Origin of the sequence: Mangrovibacter plantisponsor (assembly GCF_003182475.1) — a bacterium.
GTDB classification, from domain to species: Bacteria; Pseudomonadota; Gammaproteobacteria; order Enterobacterales; family Enterobacteriaceae; genus Mangrovibacter; species Mangrovibacter plantisponsor.
The window spans coordinates 370,545-393,192 of record NZ_QGTS01000004.1; the positions used below are offsets into that span (position 1 = coordinate 370,545).

General features: G+C 50.6%; 19 protein-coding genes. 12 read left to right on the forward strand and 7 right to left on the reverse strand.

Annotated elements, in window-relative coordinates:
- Positions 1–41: 41 nt before the first annotated feature.
- From gsiB to DES37_RS08665, 3 genes are read right to left on the reverse strand one after another with little or no spacing between them, the layout of a single operon-like run.
- Positions 42–1,586, reverse strand: a complete 1,545-nt coding sequence (gsiB, locus tag DES37_RS08655) for a glutathione ABC transporter substrate-binding protein GsiB (protein ID WP_110025533.1) — start codon at positions 1,584–1,586, stop codon at positions 42–44.
- A 42-nt stretch (positions 1,587–1,628) separates the two neighbouring features.
- A complete protein-coding gene (locus DES37_RS08660; RefSeq protein ID WP_110025534.1) occupies positions 1,629–3,476 on the reverse strand; it encodes a dipeptide ABC transporter ATP-binding protein in 1,848 nt (615 codons plus the stop codon).
- A gap of 9 nt (positions 3,477–3,485) precedes the next feature.
- Positions 3,486–4,433 carry an isoaspartyl peptidase/L-asparaginase family protein gene (locus tag DES37_RS08665; protein WP_110025535.1) on the reverse strand — a complete coding sequence of 316 codons (948 nt, stop codon included), beginning with the start codon at positions 4,431–4,433 and terminating at the stop codon, positions 3,486–3,488.
- Positions 4,434–4,677: 244 nt separating this feature from the next.
- Between DES37_RS08665 and moeA the strand changes: the two genes are divergently transcribed.
- Positions 4,678–5,910 carry a molybdopterin molybdotransferase MoeA gene (gene moeA / locus DES37_RS08670; protein WP_110025536.1) on the forward strand — a complete coding sequence of 411 codons (1,233 nt, stop codon included), beginning with the start codon at positions 4,678–4,680 and terminating at the stop codon, positions 5,908–5,910.
- A 1-nt stretch (position 5,911) separates the two neighbouring features.
- Positions 5,912–6,670 carry a molybdopterin-synthase adenylyltransferase MoeB gene (gene moeB, locus DES37_RS08675; protein WP_110025537.1) on the forward strand — a complete coding sequence of 253 codons (759 nt, stop codon included), beginning with the start codon at positions 5,912–5,914 and terminating at the stop codon, positions 6,668–6,670.
- Here the strand turns inward: moeB and DES37_RS08680 are convergent.
- Complete coding sequence (locus tag DES37_RS08680; protein WP_110025569.1) at positions 6,667–7,737, reverse strand: LacI family DNA-binding transcriptional regulator; 1,071 nt, start codon at positions 7,735–7,737, stop codon at positions 6,667–6,669. The genes moeB and DES37_RS08680 overlap by 4 nt on opposite strands.
- Positions 7,738–8,022: 285 nt before the next feature.
- Between DES37_RS08680 and DES37_RS08685 the strand changes: the two genes are divergently transcribed.
- Positions 8,023–9,324: an MFS transporter gene (locus DES37_RS08685; protein WP_110025538.1), complete on the forward strand. Its 1,302-nt coding sequence runs from the start codon at positions 8,023–8,025 to the stop codon at positions 9,322–9,324.
- 14 nt (positions 9,325–9,338) lie between these two features.
- The gene (locus DES37_RS08690; protein WP_110025539.1) at positions 9,339–11,705 is read left to right on the forward strand and encodes a glycoside hydrolase family 31 protein; all 2,367 of its coding nucleotides are present in this window, start codon (positions 9,339–9,341) and stop codon (positions 11,703–11,705) included.
- A gap of 76 nt (positions 11,706–11,781) precedes the next feature.
- Here DES37_RS08690 and DES37_RS08695 read toward each other — a convergent pair whose 3' ends face one another.
- Positions 11,782–13,374, reverse strand: a complete 1,593-nt coding sequence (locus DES37_RS08695) for an ABC-F family ATPase (RefSeq protein WP_110025540.1) — start codon at positions 13,372–13,374, stop codon at positions 11,782–11,784.
- Between the two features lie 216 nt (positions 13,375–13,590).
- Here DES37_RS08695 and ldtB point away from each other — a divergent pair, with 216 nt between their 5' ends.
- The gene (gene ldtB, locus DES37_RS08700) at positions 13,591–14,511 is read left to right on the forward strand and encodes a L,D-transpeptidase (RefSeq protein WP_110025541.1); all 921 of its coding nucleotides are present in this window, start codon (positions 13,591–13,593) and stop codon (positions 14,509–14,511) included.
- A gap of 86 nt (positions 14,512–14,597) precedes the next feature.
- On the opposite strand, the gene mntR is transcribed toward ldtB, so the two are convergent.
- Complete coding sequence (mntR, locus tag DES37_RS08705) at positions 14,598–15,077, reverse strand: manganese-binding transcriptional regulator MntR (protein WP_110025542.1); 480 nt, start codon at positions 15,075–15,077, stop codon at positions 14,598–14,600.
- Positions 15,078–15,258: 181 nt separating this feature from the next.
- Here mntR and mntS point away from each other — a divergent pair, with 181 nt between their 5' ends.
- On the forward strand, positions 15,259–15,387 hold the full coding sequence (gene mntS / locus DES37_RS08710) for a manganase accumulation protein MntS (protein ID WP_072006928.1): 129 nt from the start codon (positions 15,259–15,261) through the stop codon (positions 15,385–15,387).
- A gap of 224 nt (positions 15,388–15,611) precedes the next feature.
- Entirely contained in the window at positions 15,612–17,195 is a 1,584-nt protein-coding gene (locus tag DES37_RS08715) for a phosphoethanolamine transferase (protein ID WP_110025543.1), read from the forward strand.
- 82 nt (positions 17,196–17,277) lie between these two features.
- On the opposite strand, the gene ompX is transcribed toward DES37_RS08715, so the two are convergent.
- Positions 17,278–17,787, reverse strand: coding sequence for an outer membrane protein OmpX (gene ompX, locus DES37_RS08720; RefSeq protein ID WP_110025544.1), 510 nt, complete (start codon positions 17,785–17,787; stop codon positions 17,278–17,280).
- Positions 17,788–18,157: 370 nt separating this feature from the next.
- On the opposite strand from ompX, the gene rhtA reads away from it, so the two are divergent.
- The 5 genes from rhtA to glnQ all read left to right on the forward strand — a co-directional run bounded on the left by rhtA (position 18,158) and on the right by glnQ (position 22,463).
- Positions 18,158–19,051, forward strand: a complete 894-nt coding sequence (rhtA, locus tag DES37_RS08725; protein ID WP_110025545.1) for a threonine/homoserine exporter RhtA — start codon at positions 18,158–18,160, stop codon at positions 19,049–19,051.
- Positions 19,052–19,387: 336 nt separating this feature from the next.
- Positions 19,388–19,891, forward strand: coding sequence for a DNA starvation/stationary phase protection protein Dps (dps, locus tag DES37_RS08730; protein WP_110025546.1), 504 nt, complete (start codon positions 19,388–19,390; stop codon positions 19,889–19,891).
- A 364-nt stretch (positions 19,892–20,255) separates the two neighbouring features.
- Positions 20,256–21,005, forward strand: coding sequence for a glutamine ABC transporter substrate-binding protein GlnH (glnH, locus tag DES37_RS08735; RefSeq protein WP_036107535.1), 750 nt, complete (start codon positions 20,256–20,258; stop codon positions 21,003–21,005).
- A 79-nt stretch (positions 21,006–21,084) separates the two neighbouring features.
- Entirely contained in the window at positions 21,085–21,744 is a 660-nt protein-coding gene (gene glnP / locus DES37_RS08740) for a glutamine ABC transporter permease GlnP (RefSeq protein ID WP_110025547.1), read from the forward strand.
- A complete protein-coding gene (gene glnQ / locus DES37_RS08745) occupies positions 21,741–22,463 on the forward strand; it encodes a glutamine ABC transporter ATP-binding protein GlnQ (RefSeq protein ID WP_036107528.1) in 723 nt (240 codons plus the stop codon). The genes glnP and glnQ overlap by 4 nt, the downstream gene beginning before the upstream one ends.
- Positions 22,464–22,648 lie beyond the last annotated feature (185 nt).

The following is a 22,648-nucleotide window of genomic DNA, read 5'->3' on the forward strand; positions in this document are numbered from 1 at the left end:
CTATCCTTTGGTTACGCTGACTGCCACACCCAGGGCAACACCTATTGAAGGTCAGCATTGTCAAAACTAAACCCGGTATCGGGCATGACATAAAAACCGGTCAGTTGCTTACGATGCGCTGAAACCAACTTTTCAACAACCAGTGGAACCCACGGCGCGTCATGCCAAATGATGTCCTGGGTATTTTTATACAAACGGGCTTTCTCCTGCTCATTGGTTGTTTTTAAAGCCAGCGCCAGGTTACGGTCAACCTGAGAGTTGCTATAAAACGCGGTATTGAACAATACTGGCGGCCAGTTTTGGGTGGCAAACAGCGGAGCCAGCGCCCAGTTTGCTTCGCCGGTTGACGCAGACCAGCCGGTATAGAACAACCGCACATCACTTTCTTCCCGGTCTTTCGCCTCAACTAATGCGGCCCGCCTTCCGGCATCCAGTGCAGTGATTTTCGTTTGAATGCCAACCGTTGCCAGTTGTTGCTGGAGAAATTGCAGCACTTTCTGTGCCGTACTGTGATTATGAGATGACCATAACGTGGTGGTGAAACCATTCGGATAGCCCGCTTCGCGCAATAACTCCCGTGCTTTGGCCGGGTCCCAGGGCCAGGGAGCGTACTGCGTTGCCCCGGCAATCGCCGGTGGAACAATTCCCGTCGCTGGTGTGGCATACCCGGCGAAGGCCACTTTCACCAACGCATCGCGATTAATCGCATAATTAATTGCTTCCCGTACCCGAATATCATTAAACGGTTTGCGGGTGACATTCATACTGATATAGCGCTGCATGATAGACGGCGTGGAAACCAGTTCAATATCCGGGTTTTTCTCCAGAACAGGAGCCTGCTCATAGGGGATGGGGAACGCAAAAGTGGCTTCTCCAGTTTGCAGCATGGATGCCCGGGTGTTGTTGTCCACCACTGGCCGCCAGGTGATGCTGTCAAGCTTTGGCAGGCCAGGTTGCCAGTAACCGGCGAATTTTTTCACCCGCAAATAGTCTGTGGTATTCCAGGTATCGAGCACATAAGGCCCGGTGCCTACCGGGTGAAAACCAATATGCCGCCCCCACTGATGCAAGGCCTCAGGGGAAATCATTACCGTTGCCGGGTGAGCAAGTACGTTGATAAATGCGGAATACGGCGTTTTCAGCGTAATGCGTACCTTGAAGGTATCCAGCACATCCACGCGAGTTATGTCTTTATACAGGTTATAACGCTTAAGACGATTCTCCGGGTTTCTGGCCCGGTCCAGATTTATTTTTACCGCCTCTGCATTAAAATCCGTACCATCCTGAAACTTAATGCCTTCACGCAAAGTTATAGTGTAATCCAGGCCATCTGGAGAAACCTGCCAGGTTTTCGCCAGCACCGGGATAACTTTCATATTCCGGTCAAGGCCAAATAACCCCTGATAAAACGACTTTGCTACCGCCTGCGACAACGTGTCATTGGCGTCATAAGGATCCAGGGTTGTGAAATTGGAACCCACAGCAACAATAATATCTTTATTAGCCAGCGCCGGGGGGCTCAGGGCAAGCCAGGCCACCAGCGTAATACTCCACACCCCCCAAAGTAGCCCACTGCGTTGTCGCATAACATTCTCCTGAAAAGCAGGCTTGTAAGCCCAACTCCGAAGTTAAGAAACCGCCCCAACAATAGGGTGACGGGCTACGAAATGGCCGGGCGAGACTTCAAGCAACGGCGCAACAAAAGGCTCATCGCCAATACGCCGGATGGGCGATGGCGGATCATCGGACAACAAAATACGTGGGCGGTGCCGGCGGGCAGGATCGATAACCGGAACCGCTGCCAGCAGGCGCTGCGTGTAAGGGTGTAGTGGGTTATCGAACACATCCTGCCGCGTGCCAACTTCCACTATCTGCCCCAAATACATAACAGCAACCCGGTGGCTGATACGCTCGACCACCGCCATATCATGTGAAATCAATAAACACGCGATACCGGTTTCACGCTGCAACGACATCAACAAATTAATGATTTGCCCACGGATGGGCATATCGAGCGAAGACACCGGCTCATCGGCGATAATTACTTTGGGTTTTAATGCCAGCGCCCGGGCGATACAAATTCTTTGCCGTTGCCCGCCAGAAAACTGGTGAGGGAAACGTAACGCATGTTCCGGTTTCAGCCCCACACGGGCTAAGAGTTCAACCACATATTTGCCGGCATCGGCCCGGCTCATAACCCGGTGAATCAGCAAGGGTTCCATCACCGTTTCACCAATGGTCATGCGCGGGTCTAAAGAAGCCCACGGGTCCTGGGGAATATACTGAATATCCCGGCGAGTGGCCTGTAGCTTCGCGCCCTGCAAGGTATCCATACGGCAGCCATTAATTTTAACTTCTCCCGTACTCGCCACCAGGCGCAATAACGCGCGGCCAACCGAAGACTTACCGCAACCCGATTCCCCCATTAATGCCAGCGTTTCCCCGGGCCACAAATCAAAGCTAACTTGTTCCACTGCATGTACCTGGCGGGTTATACGGTTAAACACCCCACTGCGAATTGGGAAACGCGCCACCAGGCCGGATACCGACAGAACAGGTTTTTCTTGTACACATACCGTGTCCTGCGTGCCCTGCTCAGTGTCTGCCGAACTATTTGAGCGCGGGAAAATACGAGGAAGTGAAGAGCCCAGCATCGCGCCAAAATGCAGAACAGATGCCAGCATTTCGCGGGTATATGGATGCTGTGGAGCACTCAGGAGTTCAGTGGTCTCACCTTCTTCCACCTTGCGGCCATCCTGCATCACCAAAATGCGGTCAGCCATACCGGCAACTACACTCATATCATGGGTGATAAAGATCACCCCCATATCCATTTCTTGTTGAAGAACGCGAATTAACTGCAGGATTTGCGCCTGAATGGTCACATCCAGTGCGGTGGTGGGCTCGTCAGCAATCAGTACCGCCGGGCGCGATGAAAGCGCCATAGCAATCATCACCCGCTGGCGCATCCCTCCCGATAACTGGTGCGGATAGCGCGACATCACCTGGCCGGCATCAGGGATCCGCACCCGTTCCAGCATCCGTTCCGCTTCGTGTAACGCATTGCGGAAACTCAGCCCCTGATGAAGCCGAATAGATTCAGCCACCTGTTCACCCACAGTAAATACCGGGTTAAGTGAACGCATCGGCTCCTGAAACACCATTGCAATATCCGCCCCGCGCACCGAGCGTAATTGCGATTTACTGATATCGCTGAGAGAAACCACCTGGTCGTTTCGCCTGCGTAACAGCATGGCATCGCTCTTCACTTTGCCTGCCGCCGGGTCGGTCAGTTGCATCAGGGCCATCGCCACAACAGACTTACCGGCCCCGGATTCACCAACCAAAGCCAGTGTTTCCCCACGAGCCAGCGTAAAGCTGAGGTTGTTCACCACAGCAATATCCTGCCTGCCATCAGAGAAGGAAACATTAAGATTGGAAACGGAAAGGACCTGGTTTTCCGGCAGATTCAGCATACTCACTGGCTACTCCTGCCAGATACCGACACTGGGCATATCCCCGACCCAGGCCACACCACGATACATGCCTTCCGTGTTGAAAGGCATCACAACATGGCCTTCACGGTCGATGGCGATTAACCCACCTTCACCGTTAAGCGCCGCCAGTTTTTCTTTAATAACCCGGTCGGCTGCTTCCGGCAGGCTGACACCACTGTATTCCATTAGTGCAGCTACATCGTAGGCTGCCAGCATGCGAATAAACACTTCCCCGGTTCCGGTGCAGGATACAGCTACATTGGCATTATTGGCATAACACCCGGCCCCCGGTAACGGCGAGTCACCTACCCGGCCAGGGCGCTTATTGGTCATACCGCCTGTAGAAGTTGCTGCGGCCAGGTTTCCCTGCGCATCAAGGGCGACAGCGCCTACCGTGCCAAACTTGGTATCAGGTGAAATCGGTGGCACCGGCACATCGTGGTCAAGAAACACTTGCTCCTGGCCACGAGCCAGGCGCAGTTGCGCGGCACGTTCCGCAGTGGAAAAAAAATCAGGCGCCACAATTTCCAGCCCCTGTTCACGGGCAAACTGTTCGGCTCCGTCACTAATTAGCAAAACATGCGGGCTGTTATCCAGTACCGCACGAGCGGCCAGAATGGGGTTACGCACACAACGGACACCAGCCACCGCACCAGCATCAAGCCGCCGGCCGTCCATAATGCAGGCATCCATTTCATGTGTGGCGGCGTGAGTAAATACCGAGCCTGTTCCTGCATTAAACAGCGGAATATCTTCCAGCAGGCGTACTGCTTCGGTCACAGCATCCAGCGCACTGCCGCCAGCCGCAAGGATTGTCTGCCCGGCGAGCAAGGTCTGGTGTAAAGCTTCTGTATACTCACGTGCTGTTTCCGGGCTGGTATTGCTGCGGGAAAGTGTCCCGGCACCACCATGAATCGCTATCACCGCTTTTTCCATTGAGCTCTGTCCTGAATCACGTCGTCAGTATGAGATAGTCCTGTGATTATTATGCGTTACTGTACTGTCAGTAGTTTATTTGGCAATAGCTAAGCGTAACGAATATCAGTTTCGTTACATACACTATTTAGTGTAGCCAGGACATCAACTTGCCTGCATGCCAGACCGGATCATTCGCCATTCTGTGGCCGGGCATTTTCTGCCATAATAACCGCCATTCTTTTACCAGCGCAGGAGCGTTACCATGGCGCAGTCCAGTGAGTTAATTTCCCTTGATACGGCGCTGGAACAAATGTTGTCTCAAATCGTACCGATTTCCGCTACCGACATTGTTCCCCTGACCGCCGCCTTTGGCCGTATTCTGGCCGAAGATATTCTTTCCCCTCTCGATGTCCCGGGTTTTGATAATGCCGCAATGGATGGTTATGCCTTGCGGGAAGCGGATTTTTCCGCCAGTGCTCCATTGCCTGTAGCCGGGAAAGCTTTTGCCGGGCAACCCTTTACGGGGGAATGGCCTGCAGGAACATGTATACGCATCATGACTGGTGCTCCGGTGCCTGAAGGTTGTGATGCCGTCATCATGCAGGAAGATGTCACCGCCAGTGATGCTGGCATTGTGATTAACCGCGCCATCAAGTTGCATCAAAACATTCGCCGCCGTGGCGAAGATATAGCCCGGAATGCGGTGGTGTTTTCAGCCGGGCAACGCCTTACGGCTGCGGAAATTCCGGTCATTGCCTCACTGGGTATTGGTGAGGTTTGTGTAACGCGCAAAGTAAAAGTTGCCGTATTCTCCACGGGCGATGAACTGCAACAACCCGGCCAGCCGTTAGGCCCGGGGCAAATTTATGACACCAACCGGCTGACAGTACATGTCATGCTGGAACAGTCCGGGTACGAAGTGGTCAACCTGGGTGCTGTAAGGGATGACCCTGCTTTACTGCGGGAAACTTTTCAGAAAGCCGACCAGGTGGCGGATGTCGTGATCAGTTCCGGTGGTGTTTCTGTTGGCGAAGCTGACTACACCAAACAGATTCTCGATGAACTGGGTGCTATCCATTTCTGGAAACTGGCAATGAAGCCAGGTAAGCCTTTCGCTTTTGGCAGGCTCAGCCATAGCTGGTTCTGTGGGCTGCCGGGCAACCCCGTTTCAGCTGCGGTAACATTCTACCAATTAGTGTTACCCATGCTGGCCCGCCTTAGTGGGCAAACCGGTGTAGCGGGCGGCAAGCGCCTGCGGGTGAAAACCACTCAGCGCCTGAAGAAATCGCCAGGCCGCCAGGACTTCCAGCGTGGTATTTTACACGCCGATGACGCAGGTGAGTTAGTGGTCAGCAGTACTGGCAACCAGGGTTCCCACGTATTCAGTTCTTTCCATGCGGGTAACTGTTTCATCGTGTTGGAGCGCGAACGCAGCCATGTCGAACCGGGTGAATGGGTGGATGTCGAGTTGTTTAACCACTTGTTTGGGGGCTGAAATGGCTGAACTGTCCGATGGCGAAATCCTGCGGTATAACCGGCAAATATCACTGCGTGGTTTCGACTTTGAGGGCCAGGAGGCACTCAAAGAATCGCATATGCTGGTTGTCGGGCTGGGCGGGTTGGGTTGTGCTGCGGCACAGTATCTGGCAGCTGCGGGCGTCGGCCACCTGACGTTGCTCGATTTCGACACGGTTTCGGTTTCTAACCTGCAGCGCCAGGTATTACATACCGACGCGACACTGGGGTTGCCTAAAGTGGAATCGGCCCGCCAGGCGCTCACGGCCATCAACCCGCTGGTGCAGGTAACCGTGCACAATGCGTTGCTGGAAGGTAGTGACCTGGACAATCTGGTCAGGGAACATACGCTGGTGCTTGACTGTACAGACAACGTAACCGCCCGCAACCAAATCAACCAGAGTTGCTTCAACCACAAAGTCCCTTTGGTATCCGGGGCTGCAATTCGTATGGAAGGGCAAATCAGCGTGTTTACCTGGCAACAGAATGAGCCCTGTTACCGTTGCCTGAGTCGCCTGTTTGGTGAAAACGCACTCACCTGCGCTGAAGCCGGGGTGATGTCTCCACTGGTGGGCATTATTGGTGCGCTTCAGGCAATGGAAGCCATTAAAGTCCAGGCTCAGTTTGGAACCCCGGTGAGTGGCAAAATTCTAATGTACGATGCCATGAGCGGTCAGTTCCGGGAAATGCGCCTGACACGCAACCCTGGCTGTGAAGTCTGTGGTACAGCGGCCAGTTAGCCATACAGACCATCACGTTGTACGCTGGCCGGGCGTTTGCCTGGCCGGATACGCCGCACTGAATCACGAACCGCCAGCGATCCGTTGAGTAACAGTGTCCCGACCGGGGCTTCAGGGCGAATTAACCGCTGCTGTAAAACATGCACGGCCTCTTCGCCCAGAGTATCACGCGGGACATGCACTGCGGTTAACGGTACATCCTGGATGGCGACAAGGTTAAAACCGTCAATACTCATCACAGATATATCCTGCGGCACCCGCAAACCGGCTTTTTGCAAGGCACTTACCGCGCCTGATGCCATAAAATCTCCGCCCACCAACAGAGCACTGGGTAAACGTGAAGCGGGTAAGTTGGCAAGCCACTGTGCAACAATACGCTCACTTTCCGCAGCACTAAAGTTGTCGGCCACCAGCAGGTTATCTGCCGGAGAAAATGGCAGGTTATGGTCATCCCAGGCGTCCCGAATCCCGGCCAGGCGTAACTCCATTGTGTAACGGCGCAGGCACAATAAATTCATGACAGACTTATGCCCCATATCGAACAGGTAACTGGCAGCAAAAGCGCCAATTAACGCGTGATCCGGTGCCACTACTGGCAGGCGCATTTTCTGGTCGCGGCAGTTAATCAGAATACAGGGCTTACCGATGTCAACCGCCAGGTCGTGAATATGAGGGTCATCGATCCCCACCAACAGTGCAGCTTCGGTCTCTTTTTCGTTCATGCGGCTGAGAAATGCATTGGCATCACTGTCGTTTTCTTCCAGTGCACAAAACCGTAACCGGACATCATGGGCAGCAACCGCCTTGCTAATGCCCTGAATGACCCGGTAGTAAAAGATATCTGAACGCTCATCAAATGCCCGTTGTGGCGCAAACACCACAATGCTGTTAAGCAACAGCCTGCCTGCCGCCATTCCCTGAAATACCCCCAGTTCCCGGGCGCAGGCCATAACCTGTTCGCGAGCGCGCTGGCTGGTATTCGCTTTCCCCGCCAGTACACGTGAAACCGTGCTGATGGAAAGCTGCGTTCGCGCCGCAATTTCGGTGATTTTTAGCTTTTTATCCATTTTGTGATCTTGCTCCATTTGTGAAATGAAAAAATTTTCATTTTCTACAAATAAGACGATAACCGGGCTGATAAGGATCATGACAAAATATTTTGGCTGTGTATGAGAATATTTGCACAAAATCCACTATTGCCTGCTTTTTTTCTCCTTTAAGGTGAATTCACCAGCTAACTTCCATACTAGTTTCACTGGTAATGATGATAGATAAATTCAATAATTATCAACAACATATAAACAATTATACCTGAGACATATCCCCTACCGTCCGTCTTGTGGAGAAAAAAAATGAGTCAGGACATTAATACCCCTGTCGCGGTCAGCAAAACCCGCCGCGTCATTAAAAACCTGCGCTGGTATATGTTGGTGCTGTTCTTACTCGGCGTCACCGTAAACTACATAACCCGTAACTCTCTTGGCATTCTGGCACCAGAACTGAAAACCAGCCTGGGTATCACTACCGAACAATACTCATGGATTGTCGGTGCATTTCAGTTGGCCTATACCCTGTTCCAGCCTCTGTGTGGCTGGTTAATTGATGTCATTGGCCTGAAGATAGGCTTTATGGTTTGTGCGGGGGTGTGGGCACTGATGTGTATCCTGCATGCCGGAGCCGGCTCCTGGATACACCTGGCAATTTTGCGCTTTATGATGGGTGCATCTGAAGCCGCGGCCACACCGGCAAACGCCAAAACCATTGGTGAGTGGTTCCCGAAATCAGAACGCCCGGTTGCGGCTGGCTGGGCTGGCGTTGGCTTTTCAATTGGTGCCATGCTCGCCCCGCCGATTATCTATTTCGCCCATGCATCATTCGGCTGGCAGGGTGCTTTTATGTTTACCGGCGTGCTGGCTGTGTTATGGGTCATTCTGTGGTGGGCTTTTTACCACAACCCGGATAAACACCCGAACCTGAGTAGTACTGAGCTGGACTATATCCGCCAGGATAACGAGCCGCCTGCAGTTAAACTGCCTTTCTTTACTGCACTGAAAACAGTCTCCAAAAACAAACGCTTCTATGGGATAGCTATTCCGGCGTTTATGGCAGAACCCGCCTGGGCAGTACTGAGTTTCTGGGTACCGCTTTATCTGGCAAAAGATCATGGTATGGATCTTAAACAAATAGCAATGTTTGCCTGGTTGCCCTTTCTCGCTGCCGACCTTGGTAGTGTGGCCAGCGGTTATCTGACTCGCGTTTATACCCGGTTTTTTGGCTGCACCCGCATCAACTCCGTGGTTGCCAGTTCAGTCACCGGTGCCTTTTTAATGATCTCACTGGCCATTGTTGCCTTTACCCGTGACCCGTACATCACCATTGCCCTTATCTCTATTGGCGGCTTTGGTCACCAGATTATCTCCTGCATGTTAAGTGCCCTGGTGGTGGAGTCCTTTGATAAAGGCCAGATGGCAACAGTAAACGGCATGCGCGGTTCCGCGGCCTGGATTGCCAGCTTCCTGTTCTCACTGCTTATCGGTGTGACTGCCGACAAGATTGGTTTTAACCCACTGTTCATTGCAATGGGCTTCTTCGATTTGATAGGCGCGGTCTTCTTAGTGATGTTTATTGCTGAACGCCGCACCGCACGTAACTAAAGGATAAGTCACTGATGAAAACCCTGAAACACTGGCGCGTTGCGCATATTGATGAGCACCAGGCTGTACTGGATGTTGAGGAAAAGCATCAGCTCTGTATCACTCTTTTAGAACCGGGTATGTTCCGGGTTAGCCTGAAACGCCAGGGTAACTGGAGCCTGGATCGCACCTGGTCTGTAGCGCCAGGAGGTGAAGACACCCCGTTTTCTGGCCGCCCGCGTGATGCGCTCACCGGGTTCACACTGCCTTCAATGGTGGCAGAACAACAGAATGATACCCTCACCCTTGCCAGTGAGCAGTTACGCGTAACCGTTCACCAGCCGTTATGGCTGGAATGGCATTACCGTGATACAGCAGGCGAGTGGCAGTTTATGGCAAGCGACAGGCCAACCAGTGCTTACCTGCTCAATGCTCATGGTGATGGCGTTGCCCACTACCAGCGCCGGTTTGCTCAGGACCGCTATTACGGCCTGGGTGAAAAAGCTGGCGACCTGGCTCGCAACGGCAAGCGTTATGAAATGCGTAATCTGGATGCCATGGGGTATAACGCCCAGTCAACAGACCCTTTATATAAACACGTACCATTTACCATCACCCACCGCCCGGATATCAGTTTCGGGTTGTTTTACGACAACCTGAGCAGTTGCTGGTTTGACTTAGGGAATGAGCTGGATAACTACCACACCGCCTACCGGCGCTGGCAGGCTGAGGCTGGCGATATTGACTACTATATTTTTTCCGGTAAACAGGTGCTGGATGTCACTAAAGCTTTTGTACGCCTCACCGGGAAAACCTTTTTCGGCCCGAAATGGAGCCTGGGTTACAGCGGCTCCACCATGCATTACACCGATGCACCGGATGCCCAAAACCAGTTAATGCAGTTTATTTCTCTGTGCCAGGAACATGCGATTCCTTGTGACTCATTCCAGCTCTCGTCGGGTTACACTTCCATTAACAACAAGCGTTATGTGTTTAACTGGAACTACGACAAAGTGCCTAATCCCAATGCACTCAGTGCTGCGTTCCATGATGCCGGGTTACGCCTGGCTGCTAATATCAAACCCTGCCTGTTGCAGGATCATCCGCAATATGCACAGGTCGCCGAACAAGGATTGTTTATTCAGGATTCAGAAACCGGGCAGCCCGAACGTTCCAGTTTCTGGGATGACGAAGGCTCTCACCTGGACTTCACTAACCCCGCTACGATTGCCTGGTGGCAGGAAGGCGTTACCCGTCAGTTACTGGAAAAAGGCATCGATTCCACCTGGAATGACAATAACGAGTATGAAGTCTGGGATGGGGAAGCACGCTGCTTTGGCTTTGGGCAGCCTGTCGCCATTAAGCATATTCGCCCAGTGATGCCTTTACTGATGATGCGCGCCTCCATGGAAGCCCAACAGAAGTTTGCACCAGAAAAACGGCCATACCTGATTTCACGCTCGGGTTGCGCCGGGATGCAGCGCTACGTGCAGACCTGGAGTGGTGATAACCGAACCAACTGGCAAACCCTGCGCTATAACATCCGAATGGGCCTTGGGATGAGCCTGTCTGGCCTGTATAACGTCGGCCATGATGTTGGGGGCTTCTCGGGCGATAAACCAGACGCGGAACTGTTTGTTCGTTGGGTACAGAATGGCATCATGCACCCGCGGTTTACCATTCACTCATGGAATGATGACCAGACGGTGAATGAACCCTGGATGTACCCGGCGGTTACGCCAGCTATTCGGGAAGCCATTGCACTGCGTTACCGCCTGCTCCCTTATTTGTATACCTTATTGTGGCAGGCACACCAGGACGATGAGCCAATGCTACGCCCGACATTCCTTGACCACGAGCAGGACGCACAAACCTTCGCAGAGTGTGATGAGTTTATGCTGGGCCGCGATATTCTGGTTGCCAGTGTGGTTGAGCCGGGGGTTCGGGAAAGAACATTATGGCTGCCAGACAACCAGGCAGGCTGGTATGACTTCTGTACTGGCGAATGGTTTGCCGGTGGCCAGTGGGTAACCCGCCCGGCACCGCTGGAAACACTGCCATTGCTGGTGCGGGCAGGGGCTGGCCTGCCACTGAGTGGGAATATTGGCCATGTTAACCCCGAGGCTGATAACCAGCGCACATTGCAACTGTTCCCGTTGCGTAACCCGGGTAGTTGTCATGGCATGTTGTTCGAAGACGACGGTGAAAGTTGGGGTTACCAGACCGGCAACGCGCTGTGGGTTAACTGGGTGATGACCTGCACTGCCGAAGAAATTCAGTTAACAGTTACTGCACAAGGTGATTACCAGCCAGCCTGGCAAAGCCTTGATGTAAAACTTCCGGCAGGAGAAACCCGCAAATTAGTCATTAACGGTGTGGAAAGTACGCACTGGAAGCGCTAAAACATGCAGAGTTTATGCGGGTAAATAACACGGCTTCCAGGCTTCCCGGAAGCCGTGTTACTAACTAAAAAACCGATTACTCAATGCCTTTGCTGCGCAGGTAATCTTCGTAGCCACCAGTGAAGTCGATAACACGCTCAGGCGTTATCTCCAGTACACGGGTTGCCAGTGAGCTGACAAACTCGCGGTCATGGGAAACGAAAACCAGTGTTCCCTGATACAGTTCCAGCGCGGCATTCAGCGATTCAATAGATTCCATATCCAGGTGGTTAGTCGGCTCATCCATAATCAGGATGTTCGGCTTTTCCATCATCAGTTTGCCGAACAGCATCCGCCCTTTTTCACCACCCGACAGTACGCTGGCCGGTTTCTTAATATCATCCTGGCTGAACAGCAGACGCCCCAGCACACTGCGCACGGCCTGCTCATCATCACCTTCCTGTTTCCACTGGCTCATCCAGTCAAACACTGTCAGGTCGTTGTCAAAGTCGGCTGCGTGATCCTGAGCATAATAGCCAATACTCGCGTTCTCAGACCATTTGACTTCACCAGCGTCAGGAACCAGTTCACCCACCAGGGTTTTCAGCAATGTGGATTTACCCACGCCGTTGGTACCCAGAACAGCCAGGCGTTCACCCACTTCCAGCAACAACGACACATCGCTGAACAACGGGCCATTATCAAAACCTTTCTTAAGCTTTTGCACTTCCAGCGCGTTACGGAACAGTTTCTTGTCCTGTTCAAAGCGAATAAACGGGTTCTGGCGGCTGGACGCTTTCACTTCATCCAGTTTGATTTTATCAATCTGGCGGGCACGGGAGGTTGCCTGGCGGGATTTTGATGCGTTCGCGCTGAAGCGGCTGACAAAAGACTGCAGCTCGGCAATTTGTGCTTTTTTCTTGGCATTATCAGCCAACAGGCGTTCACGCACCTGGGTTGCCGCCGTCATGTACTCGTCGTAATTGCCCGGATAAACACGCAACTCACCATAATCGAGATCTGCCATATGTGTGCAGACCATATTCAGGAAGTGGCGGTCATGGGAAATAATTATCATGGTGCTTTCACGTTCGTTAAGCACCTGCTCCAGCCAACGAATGGTATCGATATCCAGGTTGTTGGTCGGTTCATCAAGTAACAGAATATCCGGGTTAGAGAACAGTGCCTGCGCCAGCAACACACGCAGTTTCCAGCCAGGGGCCACTTCACTCATTAACCCATAATGCTGTTCAATAGGGATCCCCACTCCCAGCAACAATTCCCCTGCGCGCGCCTCGGCGGAATAGCCGTCCATTTCGCCATATTTCACTTCGAGGTCGGCAACTTTATAGCCATCCTCTTCACTCATTTCAGCCAGGGCATAAATGCGGTCGCGCTCTTGCTTCACTTCCCACAGCTCACCATGGCCCATGATCACGGTATCCAGCACGGTGAACTCTTCAAACGCAAACTGATCCTGGCGCAATTTACCAATACGTTCGTTCGGATCGGCGGACACATTCCCAACAGACGGGGCCAGGTCACCCCCCAGTATTTTCATGAAGGTGGATTTGCCGCTACCATTGGCGCCGATAAGGCCATAGCGGTTTCCGCCGCCAAACTTAACTGAGATATTTTCAAACAGCGGCTTACTGCCAAACTGCATGGTGATATTACTGGTGACTAACACAGGCTCTCTTCCCAAAAAAATGTGACAAACGATCTATTATGCCACAAAACCTGCCATGACGCCCGTCAGTGGTTCACTCCATTTTCTCCGCTGAAGAAAAAAAATGTGATTTCATCCACATCTGAATTCCCAGCACGTAAGAATAAACCTATAATGCGCCACTACCTGTTTTTTCAACTAACGGCCCAAGTGGCATCGTGACTTGCATAGCGCAATATGAACATGAAATTACGTACTCTTTTACTGGCAGCATTTTCTGTGGTGAGTTTCTGCAAAACCGCCTCGGCTGTGACCTATCCCCTGCCCACCGACGGCAGCCGTTTGATTGGTCAAAATCAGGTTGTTACTATTCCAGAAGGCAGTAAGGAGCCGCTGGAATACTATGCATCAGAATACCAAATGGGGTTGTCCAACATGCTTGAGGCAAACCCGGGCGTGGATGCGTACTTACCGAAACCGGGTACCGTGCTGAACATTCCTCAACAACTGATTTTGCCGGATACCCCCCATGAAGGCATTGTTATCAACAGTGCTGAAATGCGTTTGTATTACTACCCGGCGGGTACCAAAACGGTTGTTGTACTGCCGATTGGTATTGGTCAGTTAGGTAAAGACACTCCGATTAACTGGGTAACTAAAGTTGAGCGGAAAAAAGCGGGCCCCACCTGGACACCAACAGCCAAGATGCATGCTGAATATGCTGAGATGGGTAAACCGCTACCCGCCGTTGTTCCGGCAGGCCCGGATAACCCGATGGGGCTGTACGCCATGTACATTGGCCGCCTGTACGCCATTCACGGCACCAACGCCAACTTTGGTATCGGCCTGCGTGTAAGCCACGGTTGTGTGCGCCTGCGTGCTGAAGACATTAAATATTTATTTGATCATGTGCCGGTTGGTACCCGTGTTCAGTTTATTGATGAACCGGTAAAAGCCACCACCGAGCCAGATGGTTCACGGTTCATTGAAGTGCATAATCCGCTGTCAACAACGGAAGCACAAATGACCAATAACGAAGTGGTTCCAATTGCCCTGACCAAAAGTGTCCAGGCTGTTACTAATGAACCCGACGTTAACCAGGATGTTCTGAGCCAGGCTGTCGAGCAACGCTCTGGTATGCCTGTTCGCCTGAACTGAGACTATGCGGCGTCTCTATAATAAAAAAGCGGAAGCGGCCTGTGGTCGCTTCCGTTTTCTTATTGCCGGTATTTTGCATTCAGCTTTCAGCAAGGTTCCTGTTCGCGCTGCTGCTGTTGGGTGAAACGCGCAAATGCCGCCAGGGTTTCCTCGCTGACATGGTGCTCCATACCTTCCGCATCCACCCGGGCAGTTTCCGGGCTTATCCCCAGCGCTAATAAAAAGTGCTCCACAATGTGGTGACGTTCCCGGTTTTCCTGTGCCAGCGCTTCCCCTTCGGGTGTCAGAAAGATTCCACGCCAGGGAATCTGCTCAATTAAACCCATACCGGCAATACGCTTAAGCATTTTTGCGACAGTAGGCTGAGAAACCCCCAAACGCGCCGCCATATCAACCTGACGGGCTTCCCCTACTTCGCGAATCAAATCAGAAATAAGCTCAACATAATCATCAACCAGCTCCCGCCGGTGCGCTTCCCGAACCTGGCGAAAACCCTCAACATGCGCCTCAACATTAACCAGTTGAGTGGCGCTATCCGTATTATTTTTTCCGGCGCGACGGACCATAGTGCTTCCTCTTTCTTTCGCGATGGTGTCATCACGGGGCTGTCATTGTAATCCAGCAAGGCCCGGACGCAAAAAAAACATAAATAGCCATAGCTATATAATATAGCTCGTGCTATATCTGTATATAACACAACCAGCACGGAAAGCCGGTAACCCTACAGATGCCACCAGGGAGGTCACAATGAATGAAGTTAAGAGGTGCCTAAACGTGTTCAGCCATTCTCCTTTTAAAGTGCGCCTGATGTTGTTGCAATTGCTGTGTGAACGGCTTAGCAGCACACCACAAAATTGCGACGACAAACGCGCCTGATAATGACTTCCCGGCTGTGGTCAGCCTGCCGTGCACCACAGCTGTAATATTATTGTCAAATTTGTAACCCTCCTCTCAAAACGGATGCCGGTATCCCGTTGAACTTCGCCCTGCAACGCTTTATCTTTGCCTCACCTTGCATAAGAAAATCTGATAGCTGAAACAGCAAGGCATACCTACACCTTTGTGCCTGGGTCTCGACGGCGCTTTTTGAAGCACAACTTATGAGCTTTATTACAAAAGACACACCCGCCATTACTCGTTTATCTTTTGATTTCTGGCCGTTATTCTATTTTGTTCTGGCTTTTTTTATTAATACTGCGATGGGTTACGGCATAAGTATTCTCTATGCCTGTGCTTTTGCTTCTCTGCTGGTTGCGCTTTATACCTTCTCCCCCAGGAGCCAGAAGGTACTCATTCTGGTATCTGGCCTGCTCGCCGTATTCTATTACCCATTTGCCATGATTTGGGGTGCCCCCAACTTCAACACACTACTGGCACTGCATGCCACCAACATGGAAGAGTCGACCGAGATTTTAACGCTCTTCCCATGGCACAGTTACGCTATTGCGCTCCTCATTTTGTTACTGACGTTTTATGCGCTGCGCCGCCCGCGGGCAACGGTACAACCAAAACGTTATGTTACCGCTCTTTGTTGTGCCTTCAGTATGGTGTGCATTTTTATTGCTCCAGTGCAAAACCGGCTGTATGGCGGGGTTTTTGCTCTGAAAGACACCGGTTACCCGGTGGTGAGGTTTGTGATGGATGTAGTGGAAAATAACCAGTCGGTCGTGCGCGAGCTCGAACGGATGCAGCAGCTCGCTATGCAAAAAGATACCTGGCAAATTACCCAGGTGGCAGCGCGATACCATCTTTACGTTCTGGTTATAGGTGAAAGTGCCCGCCGTGATGCACTGGGTGCGTTTGGCGGCCAGTGGGATAATACCCCGTTTGCAAGCCACGCCAATGGCGTACTGTACACTGACTACATTTCTGCAAGCGCATCAACACAAAAATCCCTTGGCCTGACATTAAACCAGGTTGAAAACAGTAAGCCACAATACCAGAACAATATCGTCACACTGGCCAATCGCGCCGGCTTCCAGACATGGTGGTTTTCTAACCAGGGGAAAATCGGGCAATATGACACGCCAGTCGCCAGCATTGCCCGGCATGCAGACGAAATGCAATTTCTCAAAGATGGCGACTTTGAAGATAACCAAAGTAGCCAGGACACATCACTCCTGTCACTGACTGCCCAGGTACTGGCCGTCAAGCGCCAGCCAACGCAATTTATTGTGCTGCACCTGATGGGCTCTCACCCAAAAGCCTGTGACCGCACACAAGGGCGTTACAGCACTTTTGTGACCTCTGAAGAAACATCGTGCTACCTGCAGAGCATTACCCAAACCGACACGCTGTTAAGAGATCTTTACCAGCAACTGCAGCAAAGCGGTGAATCCTTTTCTTTAGCCTACTTTTCTGACCATGGGTTAACGTTTCATGAACGTGGTACGCGAAACCAATATCTTGCGCATGATGATAAGTTTCACCAAAATTATCAGGTGCCGTTTTTGGTACTGTCCAGTGATGACAAAACGCATAAGGTGAATACAACACCACGTTCTGCAAATGATTTTTTGCTGTTCTTTTCTCAATGGACAGGCATTAAAACCCAACAGATTCCGTGGCGATACACCTTTCACTCTGCAGATTCAGCAGGCCCACGTTATGTCACCAATTTTAAGTTAAGAAAAATACTCTGGCAGGAGCTGGGTGAAGACAGCTTTGGGGCAGATTCGCGCTAAATGCGCATTTAGGGTGTAGCAATAGCAATATTGCAGGCAAAAAAAATCCGCCATCAGGCGGATTTTTATTCCCCGAAAGGAATTAGAAGCGGTAACCTACACCAGCGATCCAGGTGCCAACGTCAACGCTACGGATGCGGCTTTGTTCATAGGAGAAGTCCAGCGCAACGTTTTCGATCGGGTTGAACTGCAGACCAGCACCGTAGGAGAAGCCGTAATCGCTCATGTCACCTTTTTCCGGGTAGTTAGTCTGCTGGAATTTACCATAGCCCAGACCAATTACGCCGTAGATGCTTGCCCAATCGTTGATGCGGTAAGCAGGACCTGCAGTGATACCGTAGTACTGGCCTTTATGGTACACACTGTCTTCACTGCGATTTTTTTCGGTATAAGTGAAGGAACCGATAACACCCAGCGGGCTGTTATCAAATTCGTAGCGGTATTTCAGGTTGAAACCGCCAGCTTTGTTAGCAGCGCCCTGCATATCGCTCTGAGCGTAACCACCAGTAACAGTGCTGGTACCTGCAAATGCAGAACCTGCGGAAACGGCCAGAACGCAAGCCAGTGCTGAAAGACATGCAATTTTTTTCATAACCACCTCAAATGTGCTTCAAATAATTCCGTAAGTGTCCAATATATCAAACTTATGGAAGAAACTCCTGCCGTTTTGTGTTGTCTAACGCAGAATTTCCTGTAACAGAAACTTTCCTGAAGATTAATTTTCCTTAATTTTCATACAAGTAAACCAAACAGCGTTTATTTACTAATCACTTATAATTTGTATTAATAAAGGATTATTCCTAATGCGCGTTATATTCATAAGCCTGATGGATGGCTATTGTATGCCGCCTTCCGCCATTTTTTTTCAATAGAACATCAACCAGCCCCACTAAAATCCTCTAGAATAAGCGTCGCTTTTGCCTTGTGGCCTAACGACTAAATCTGTTGATGAAAGGACGCTCATGCCAGCACAACTGCGCAAATCCCGAAAATCTGTTCTGCTCTCTGTTTTTGTTCTGATTATTGCCATGATCTCTGTTCAAAGTGGCGCATCGCTGGCTAAATCACTTTTCTCTGAGGTTGGCGCGCCGGGTGTGACAGCCTTACGTCTGGCTTTGGGTACCCTGATGCTGGCTCTCTTCTTTAAACCCTGGAGATTGCGTTTTACTGCGGAGCAGCGTATCCCTTTGCTGGTATACGGCATTGCACTGGGTGGGATGAACTACCTGTTTTACCTGTCTATTCGCACCGTTCCACTGGGCATTGCTGTGGCTCTGGAATTTACCGGTCCGCTCGCCGTTGCCCTTTTTTCTTCGCGGCGGGTGGTTGACTTTGTATGGGTGATTCTGGCTGTACTGGGCTTATGGTTTCTGTTACCTCTGGGGAAAAATGTTGCCGGCGTGGATTTAGCCGGTGCGCTGTATGCACTGGGTGCCGGGGCATTTTGGGCACTGTATATACTCTTTGGCCACCGCGCAGGGGCTGATCATGGCCCGGCAACGGTGGCGATGGGCTCTCTGATAGCCGCTGTCGTCTTTGTGCCGCTGGGCATGTTTCAGGCCAGCGCCGGGTTATGGCACTGGGGAGTACTCCCTCTGGGGTTGTGTATTGCGTTATTATCCACCGCAATACCTTATTCTCTGGAAATGATTGCCCTTACCCGCCTGCCAACCCGTACATTTGGCACCTTAATGAGTATGGAACCTGCCCTTGCTGCTATTTCCGGGTTAATTTTCCTTGGTGAAACACTCACCTGGCCTCAGGGTCTGGCGCTTATTTCTATTATTGTTGCATCTGCAGGCTCAACTATGACTCTGCGCCGTGATGCAAAAATACAGAGAGTTGATATTAACTAATATTTACATCTATTTTTTGCCCCAACATATATTGCCATAAACAGCCCGTTCAAACGGGCTTTTCTTCAAAGAAAACAAGTCACATCAAGGCAGCAAGCTTATTTTGTAACACACGAACCCCACCCGGAAGATATATTCATAAAGAACATTCTGATAATCAACCCTGCATCAACCCGGCAATAAATCAATATAACCAATTGATTTAGAATAAAAATATAAAACAATGCTTGCGATAACTATTTAACTGATAGGTAGTGACAGAAATAACCTCCACTGAGTAGCTGCTATAATTGGTTCCGTAAGAAATTTGGAACCTGACGAGAGAGGATATCGACAATGAGTACTGCGAAACTGGTTAAAATGAATAAAACTGACCTTCTGTATACGCGTAATGATGTCGCTGACAGTGATAAAAAAGCCACTATTGAATTACTTAACCGTCAGGTGATTCAGTTTATTGACCTGTCACTGATCACCAAACAGGCTCACTGGAATATGCGCGGCGCCAATTTTATTGCTGTACACGAAATGCTGGACGGTTTCAGGACTGCATTAACAGACCACCTGGATACCATGGCGGAACGTGCTGTACAGCTTGGCGGGGTAGCTCTTGGCACCACACAGGTAATCACTACCCAGACACCACTGAAAAGTTATCCGCTGGATATTCATTCCGTTCAGGATCACCTGAAAGAGCTGGCTGATCGCTACGCTATCGTGGCAAATGATGTACGTAAAGCCATTACAGAAGCGAAAGACGAAGATACGGCGGATATTTTCACTGCGGCATCCCGTGATCTGGACAAATTCCTGTGGTTCATCGAGTCCAACATCGATTAAAACTACAGCAGCCATAACGCTTAGTTACGCTGTTAACTTAAGCGACATGCACCATAAAAGCGCACTCCAGTGCGCTTTTTTTTCGGATCAGGTAAATAAGATAAGTCTAATTAGTTGCAAAAACGTAAAATACGGCTATTGTTTCAGCGAAATACGCAGCAAAAACCACCACCCAGTTGGTGAGTGATGCAATGCACCATAACAAAGCCCCACAATGGTGCATCAATACCACCTTGCATCACTGTTTGTGCGATGTTACATATCCCTCATAAGCAAAAACAATATGTTGTAAATCTGGCACGATTTTTTCATGTTGCGCATGCTTTCGCAGGGGCTTGCCCCAAGGTTTAACTAAGGAAATGCTATGAAGTCTATTTTAAAAGTCTCACTGGCTGCACTTACCCTGGCCTTTGCTGTTTCTTCTTCGCACGCAGCAGAGAAAAAACTGATTGTGGCAACCGATACTGCATTTGTGCCATTTGAATTCAAACAGGGCGATAAATACGTTGGGTTTGATGTGGACCTGTGGGCCGCTATTGCTAAAGAAGCGAAACTGGATTACACACTGAAACCGATGGACTTCAGCGGGATTATTCCGGCACTGCAAACCAAAAACATTGATGTAGCTATGGCAGGTATCACCATTACTGACGAGCGCAAAAAAGCGGTCGATTTCTCTGATGGTTACTACCACAGTGGCTTGTTAGTAATGGTTAAAGCCAACAATAACGACATTAAAAGCGTTAAAGATTTAGACGGCAAAATTGTTGCAGTGAAAAGTGGTACCGGTTCTGTTGATTATGCTAAAGCGCATATCAAAACCAAAGAACTGCACCAGTTCCCCAATATCGATAACGCATATATGGAACTGGGTACCAACCGTGCCGACGCAGTTCTGCACGATACACCAAACATTCTTTACTTCATCAAAACTGCGGGTCATGGTCAGTTCAAAGCTGTAGGTGAATCGCTGGAAGCTCAGGAATATGGTATTGCTTTCCCGAAAGGTAGCGATGAACTGCGCGATAAAGTTAACGCAGCGCTGAAAACTCTGAAAGCGAACGGTACGTACAACGCTATTTATAAAAAATGGTTCGATACCGAGCCTAAATAATAAAAAAATAAAGCAGTCCCAGGGGCGCTCTTTTGGTCGCCCCTGCTATTTTTAAAAAACACGGTAACAGGAACCCATCATGCAGTTTGACTGGAGCGCCATCTGGCCTGCCATCCCCGCCTTAATGGAAGGCGCAAGATTAACCTTGTGGATCTCTGTCCTCGGGTTAATTGGTGGTTTAATCATTGGCCTGGCAGCGGGTTTTGCCCGTACTTATGGCGGTAAAATCGCTAATCTCATCGCACTGGTATTCATCGAAGTTATTCGCGGTACGCCAATTGTCGTGCAAGTTATGTTCATCTACTTTGCACTGCCAATGGCTTTCCCGGATTTGCGTATTGACCCACTGACAGCCGCTGTTGTCACCATTATGATCAACTCCGGTGCTTATATTGCGGAAATCACCCGCGGAGCGGTGTTGTCTATTCATAAAGGCTTCCGTGAAGCTGGCCTGGCATTAGGTTTATCCCGCCGGGAAACCATTCGTTACGTTATCATGCCACTGGCTTTACGCCGTATGTTGCCCCCGCTGGGTAACCAGTGGATTATCAGCATTAAAGATACGTCACTGTTTATTGTCATTGGGGTAGCCGAACTGACCCGTCAGGGCCAGGAGATTATTGCCGGTAACTTCCGGGCACTGGAAATCTGGAGTGCTGTAGCGGTTATCTATCTCATCATTACTCTTGTTCTGAGCTTTATCCTGCGTCGCTTTGAGAAAAGGATGAAAATCCTGTGATTGAATTTAAGAATGTCTCCAAGCACTTTGGGCAAACCCAGGTGCTGCATAATATTGATTTAAAAATTAACCAGGGTGAAGTGGTAGTTATCATTGGCCCTTCTGGTTCCGGCAAATCCACCTTACTGCGTTGCATTAACAAACTGGAAGAGATAACCAGCGGTGATCTGTTTGTTGATGGCCTGAAGGTAAATGACCCCAAAGTGGACGAGCGCCTGATTCGCCAGGAAGCCGGGATGGTATTCCAGCAGTTCTACCTGTTTCCACAGTTAACTGCGCTGGAAAACGTGATGTTTGGCCCAACCCGTGTACGCGGCATGTCCAAACCCGCAGCCGAAGCGCTGGCAAAAGACCTGCTGGCAAAAGTGGGGCTGGCAGAGCGCGCGAATCATTACCCGTCTGAACTGTCTGGTGGCCAACAACAGCGTGTTGCTATTGCCCGTGCACTGGCAGTTAAACCGAAAATGATGCTGTTTGATGAACCCACCTCGGCACTGGATCCTGAGTTACGCCATGAAGTGCTTAAAGTAATGCAGGACCTGGCGGAGGAAGGTATGACGATGGTTATCGTTACGCACGAAGTTGGGTTTGCTGAAAAAGTCGCATCACGCCTCATCTTTATTGATAAAGGGCGCATTGCAGAAGACGGCAATCCACAAGAGCTTATCGAGAACCCGCCAAGCCAGCGTTTGCAGGAGTTCCTGCAACACGTTTCCTGATGTAGACAGGTAATCTAATCAGTTAATTAAACAGGGCGCAGCCAGTAATGGTTGCGCCCTTTGCTATTACCCCCGGTTACAGGCGGTTTATTATCAGAAATGGTGCGTCAGGTTTAACAGGAAGCCTTTGTCCTGTGCGCCGTCTTCACGCCAGTGGAACGCATTCGCCCCGATATCCAGGCTGC

Coding starts and splice junctions, on each gene's coding strand:
- gsiB (WP_110025533.1), bottom strand. CDS start 1,586: ATGCGACAACGCAGTGGGCTACTTTGGGGGGTGTGGAGTATTACGCTG.
- DES37_RS08660 (WP_110025534.1), bottom strand. CDS start 3,476: ATGCTGAATCTGCCGGAAAACCAGGTCCTTTCCGTTTCCAATCTTAAT.
- DES37_RS08665 (WP_110025535.1), bottom strand. CDS start 4,433: ATGGAAAAAGCGGTGATAGCGATTCATGGTGGTGCCGGGACACTTTCC.
- moeA (WP_110025536.1), top strand. CDS start 4,678: ATGGCGCAGTCCAGTGAGTTAATTTCCCTTGATACGGCGCTGGAACAA.
- moeB (WP_110025537.1), top strand. CDS start 5,912: ATGGCTGAACTGTCCGATGGCGAAATCCTGCGGTATAACCGGCAAATA.
- DES37_RS08680 (WP_110025569.1), bottom strand. CDS start 7,737: ATGGATAAAAAGCTAAAAATCACCGAAATTGCGGCGCGAACGCAGCTT.
- DES37_RS08685 (WP_110025538.1), top strand. CDS start 8,023: ATGAGTCAGGACATTAATACCCCTGTCGCGGTCAGCAAAACCCGCCGC.
- DES37_RS08690 (WP_110025539.1), top strand. CDS start 9,339: ATGAAAACCCTGAAACACTGGCGCGTTGCGCATATTGATGAGCACCAG.
- ldtB (WP_110025541.1), top strand. CDS start 13,591: ATGAACATGAAATTACGTACTCTTTTACTGGCAGCATTTTCTGTGGTG.
- mntR (WP_110025542.1), bottom strand. CDS start 15,077: ATGGTCCGTCGCGCCGGAAAAAATAATACGGATAGCGCCACTCAACTG.
- mntS (WP_072006928.1), top strand. CDS start 15,259: ATGAATGAAGTTAAGAGGTGCCTAAACGTGTTCAGCCATTCTCCTTTT.
- DES37_RS08715 (WP_110025543.1), top strand. CDS start 15,612: ATGAGCTTTATTACAAAAGACACACCCGCCATTACTCGTTTATCTTTT.
- ompX (WP_110025544.1), bottom strand. CDS start 17,787: ATGAAAAAAATTGCATGTCTTTCAGCACTGGCTTGCGTTCTGGCCGTT.
- rhtA (WP_110025545.1), top strand. CDS start 18,158: ATGCCAGCACAACTGCGCAAATCCCGAAAATCTGTTCTGCTCTCTGTT.
- dps (WP_110025546.1), top strand. CDS start 19,388: ATGAGTACTGCGAAACTGGTTAAAATGAATAAAACTGACCTTCTGTAT.
- glnH (WP_036107535.1), top strand. CDS start 20,256: ATGAAGTCTATTTTAAAAGTCTCACTGGCTGCACTTACCCTGGCCTTT.
- glnP (WP_110025547.1), top strand. CDS start 21,085: ATGCAGTTTGACTGGAGCGCCATCTGGCCTGCCATCCCCGCCTTAATG.